This window comes from Longimicrobiaceae bacterium, assembly GCA_035696245.1.
Taxonomy (GTDB): domain Bacteria; phylum Gemmatimonadota; class Gemmatimonadetes; order Longimicrobiales; family Longimicrobiaceae; genus DASRQW01.
In genome coordinates this window covers 1-4,360 of the sequence record DASRQW010000428.1, presented here as the reverse complement: position 1 = coordinate 4,360, position 4,360 = coordinate 1, and the positions used below count along the sequence as shown (strand labels likewise).

The 4,360-nt window shown below is 70.8% G+C and carries 3 protein-coding genes; all 3 read right to left on the bottom strand.

Annotated elements, in window-relative coordinates:
* Nucleotides 1–467 precede the first annotated feature (467 nt).
* The 3 genes from VFE05_19240 to VFE05_19230 all read right to left on the bottom strand — a co-directional run bounded on the left by VFE05_19240 (nucleotide 468) and on the right by VFE05_19230 (nucleotide 3,990).
* Entirely contained in the window at nucleotides 468–2,225 is a 1,758-nt protein-coding gene (locus tag VFE05_19240) for a M28 family peptidase (GenBank protein ID HET6232217.1), read from the bottom strand.
* 135 nt (nucleotides 2,226–2,360) lie between these two features.
* Nucleotides 2,361–2,816 carry a hypothetical protein gene (locus VFE05_19235; protein ID HET6232216.1) on the bottom strand — a complete coding sequence of 152 codons (456 nt, stop codon included), beginning with the start codon at nucleotides 2,814–2,816 and terminating at the stop codon, nucleotides 2,361–2,363.
* Nucleotides 2,817–2,955: 139 nt separating this feature from the next.
* Nucleotides 2,956–3,990: an FAD binding domain-containing protein gene (locus tag VFE05_19230; GenBank protein HET6232215.1), complete on the bottom strand. Its 1,035-nt coding sequence runs from the start codon at nucleotides 3,988–3,990 to the stop codon at nucleotides 2,956–2,958.
* Nucleotides 3,991–4,360: the final 370 nt, after the last annotated feature.

Sequence of the window (4,360 nt, the reverse complement as noted above, 5' to 3'; positions counted from 1 at the left end):
CGCGCCGAAGACATCCCCGCTGCCCGCGACCGCCAGCGCTACCACCGCGAGATCCGCGACGCACAGCTTCCGTAAACGACAGCATCTCGGCCTGCGAAAAGAAGAGGGCGGGCCCGTGCAATCTGCTGGGCCCGCCCTCCTTTTCACCCCTGCTCTCCGCTCCCTCGACAGCCCCACCACATCAGCTGTCGGACATCAAGCAGCTCACGTCCGAGCCTCCGTCGTCCCTTCGGCGGAGCTGCGCATCTGGGGACTACGCGACTTGCTACTGCCGTAATCGTACAGGAAGGCGTGTGGGGCGCAGGCGTGGTCACCTTCGTCGCGCGCAACAATTCGGCGAGCACCCTCACCCTGGGTCGCAGACGTACCGCGCGACCGTGTTCAACTTCTGACGTACCGCCCGCGAAGGGTTGCCGAGCCGGGTGCGGGTGGCTGCGGGTCGCCACCGCTGCCCGGCTCATTGTCCGCTACCGAAGCTCGCGCTCGTAGCGTGCGCCCGCCTGCTCGACTCGCTGGACGGCGGCGGCGATAGCGGCGCGCGTCTGCGCTGACGAGCCGCCTACCTCGATGTCGTCCGCCGAGCGGAGGGCGTCGGCGTACCACTTCGTCCAGGTGGCGAGGATGTGCGCTTCGTGCGCGCGGTCGCCGCCGGCCGCGATGGCCGCGGCGCTCAGGCGCGCCTCCGTGGCGAGGCGGGCAATGGCGGCGCGCTCGATCTCGCCCACGACGAAGCGGGCCGTGGCGCCGTCTGCCGAGGTGAGGGTGAGGCCGGCGACGAGGGCGGAGACGCCGCTGTTCGTCATCTCCACGGGAGAGACCATCTCCAAGCGGTCCGCGTCGGTGTGGTAGTAGACGTCGGTGAAGTGCCAGAAGAGCAGGCCAGGCTTGCCCGCGTCCAGGAACGGCGTGTGGTCGCTGCCACCCTCGAACGGGTTGGTGCGCACGGTCCAGCCGGTCACCGCCGCTTGGTCCAACGCGCGGCCCAGCACGAAGTCGTTGAAGTAGTGCGGCCGCAGGTCCTTCTCCTCCAGCGCCTCCCCGCCCCACTCGCTGTGGTGGTCGTCGCCGCGCGTCCAGATGGCAGACGGATCGGGCATCTTCTCGATCAGGAAGGTGCCGCCCGTCTTTCGCGTCTCCTCGCCCACCATGTCCAGGCTCAGGCCCCACCGCACGCCCGTGGCCCGCACCGCATCCTCCGCTAGGTAGCGGCGTGGCGCGGTGATCTCGTCGCCCCAGATGAACGTCAGGGTGCGGCCGGGGTTCACCTCGCCGGAGCGGACCAGGCCGGCGGTGACGCGCGCCATCTCCGCCAGCGTGCCCACGCCGCTGGCGTTGTCGTTCGCACCCGGCTCCTGCACGTGCGCGCTGTACACGAAGCGCTCGTCGGGCTTCACCGCGCCGCGCACGTCGGCCACCAGGGTCAGCTCGGGCGCGCGCCAGCTGCGTGCATCCACCGCCACGTGCACGCGGACGGGTCCGGCGGCGAGCGCCTCACGCATGGCCGTGTACGCGGCGTGCGAGAGCGAGATGCCCCAGGCGCGCCCGTTCGGGTCGAGCGGGATGGTGCTGAACTGGATAGAGCTGGGATGGGTCTCCGGCTGCGTGTACGCGGGCATCGAGTACGACAGCACGCCCGCGGCGCCGGCCGGGATCGCGAGCCTTGCAAGCGTCCCCGCGCCCGCGGCGCCGAACACCGCCTTACCTCGCACGTCCTTCCCCGCGAAGTCCTCCGGCCGTCCAGCGCCGACATCGACCACCTCCACGTCCACGCCGCCGGCCGGTGTGGAGAATGAGTTGATCGACAGCATGTTGCGGTTGGTCGCCCACCGCAGCAGGGGCCCGCCCGGCCTTCCGACGATGGAGAGCGACGCATCCACCGGTTCCCACGTCGGGTGCGTCATGGGGCGGCTCTCGACCCGGTACGTGAGCCGGTCCGCGGCCGTCGCGCGCTCCTGCGGGACGAAGCCCGCGCTGTCCAGCAGCGCGGCCACGCGGCGGATGCTGGCGTCGAATCCCGCATTGCCCGGCACGCGCCAGAACTTCTCCACGAATGCCGTGACCGCCAGCGCCCGGTTTCTCGAAAAGCCCTCGCGCACCTGGCGGAAGTAGCCCTGGATCGTCGGATCAGTGGGACGTGCGACGGCCTGCTGGGCGGAGATCGGCGCGGGCGCCGCGGCCAGAACGAGCGTGGCGGCGTAGGCGGAGACGCGTCGGGAGAGCGGCATCGGCTGCTTGGTCGAGGGGATCGGCGGAGAGGGAGCGCGATGGTGCCGCGGGATCGAGGAACCCCGCCGGACATCTACCGAAAGCCGTTCCTTGGAAGAGGAGGCGGTGCGGAAGCCGGGGCTGCGCCGGACGAGTCAGATGAAGCGCTCGTTCGTCAGCTCGTCGACCGTCACCCAGATCGGCTGGCTGGCGAGGCGGACGTCGTCCGGGTCGGACAGGAGGAGGCGGATCTGCACCGCGCCGGAACCTTCCGGCCGTGCCGGGAGGCCGCTCGCCAGCGTGGCGCCGCTCACGCGTTCCTCGAAGACCCGGTGCGGAGGGACCGTGATCGGCAGCACCAGCACGTCGGCGAGGGCCACGAGAGGCATCCAGTCCGCTTCGTCGTGCGTCCTGAACTCGAACGCGCCCGCTGCGAGGACGAACTCTTCGTGGTTCGCCGCCGCAACCGTGATGCGGACGGCGCGCCAGAGATAGGCCGGGCCGGTGGTTGCGTACCCGTCCCAGTCCAGCGAGACGTGGACGCCCGCCGGGAGCCGCTTCCGCCGCCATGCGCGTGCGACCGAGATGACGGGGCGCGCTGCCTTTCCCACCCACGCACCGATGTCCATACGCACCCCGGCGACACGGGACGAGTGCTCGCGACGGGCGGTCAGATGCATTCCGCGCCCGCGGCAGCGACGGATCGCAAGCTCCCCGCCGCCCGCCGGGTCACGCCAGGGCGGATGCGTCCTACGAGGCGAGGCGGACGTGCCCGGCGGCCAGCGAGTCCACGGCGCGGCGGACGTAGACGGGCACCATGGCGCGGCGCCAATCCGGGTCGACGATGATGTTCTCCAGCGGGTGGCACTGCTTGAACGCCTGCTGGGCGATGGCGTCCGCCGCATCGGCGAGCTTGAGGCCGGCGAGCTTGTCGAGGCCGGCGACCACGCGCGGCCGCGAGCCCAGCGCGGAGACGACGAGCGAAACGCCGCGCAGCGTCTCGTCCGCATCCACCTGCGCGGCCAGGGCGATGGAGAGCAGCGGAAAATCCACCGACTCGCGCTGGCGGACCTTGGTGTACGCCGTGCGCAGGCCGGGCGCGGGCAGGGGGATGCGGACGCGCACCAGAAGCTCGTCGCGGCGGCGGACGGTGTTCCACACGCCGTCGGCCACGAAGAAGCTCTCGACCGGCACCGTGCGCTGGCCGTCGGCCGAGACGAGGTCGACGACGGCGCCGAGGGTCATCAGCACGGGGACGGTGTCGGCGGAGTGGGCGGCCACGCACTTCTTGCCCGTCTTGGTGACGTGGCAGACCGTGCCGTCCTTCTTGAGGCAGAACCCCAGGGCCTGCCGCCAGAAGAACGACTGGTTGTAGTACGTGCAGCGCGTGTCCAGGCACAGGTTCCCGCCCAGCGTGCCCTGGTTGCGGATCTGCGGCCCGGCGACCTTGCCGGCCGCCTCCGCAAGCGACGGGTAGATGCGGCGCACCAGCGGCTGCCGCGCCACCTGCGTGAGGGTGGTTCCCGCGCCGATCACTACCTGCCGCGCATCCGCGGAGTCGTCCGCCACGGGCATTCCGTCCGCGTCCGCGAAACCGATGCCGTGCATCTCCGGGATGCCCTTGAGCGCCACCAGGAAGCGCGGCGTGAAGAGCCGGTGCTTCATGTTGGGCATCAGGTCGGTGCCGCCGGAGATGGGCATCGCGTCCTCGTGCGCGCGGAGGAAGCCCGCGGCTTCGCCCACGCTGGCGGGACGGACGTAGCGGTAGTCGTGCAGACGGAGCATGCGAGAGCCGGTGCGGTGAGCGTAGATCGTGCGCCCGTCAAGATATCCCCGCGGCGTGCCCGATTCCAGGGATGTGCCGCGGTAGCGATGCGGAGGCGGTGTCGCTGCGGAAAGGCGCCCCCTCCCCCGGCCCCTCCCCCGCAAGCGGGAGAGGGGAGAACTGCTTGTAGGTGCAGGATTTAGGGGTGCAATACAGTGTTGCGCCGGGGCAGGTCGAGGTCAGAAGAACGAGATGCTGTGCAGCGGGCGCGGCGCGCGCAGAACGCGCTCCACGCGGCACGCCCGAGCACCCGCAGCCTCAAAACCCGCGATCCTCCCTCCACAGCTCCCGCAACGCACAATCGTCATCCCGCAACGAAATAGCTCCCTC

Bases quoted from the DNA above. Each gene is read 5' to 3' on its own strand.
- VFE05_19230 (HET6232215.1), bottom strand. From the start codon at position 3,990: ATGCTCCGTCTGCACGACTACCGCTACGTCCGTCCCGCCAGCGTGGGC.
- VFE05_19240 (HET6232217.1), bottom strand. From the start codon at position 2,225: ATGCCGCTCTCCCGACGCGTCTCCGCCTACGCCGCCACGCTCGTTCTG.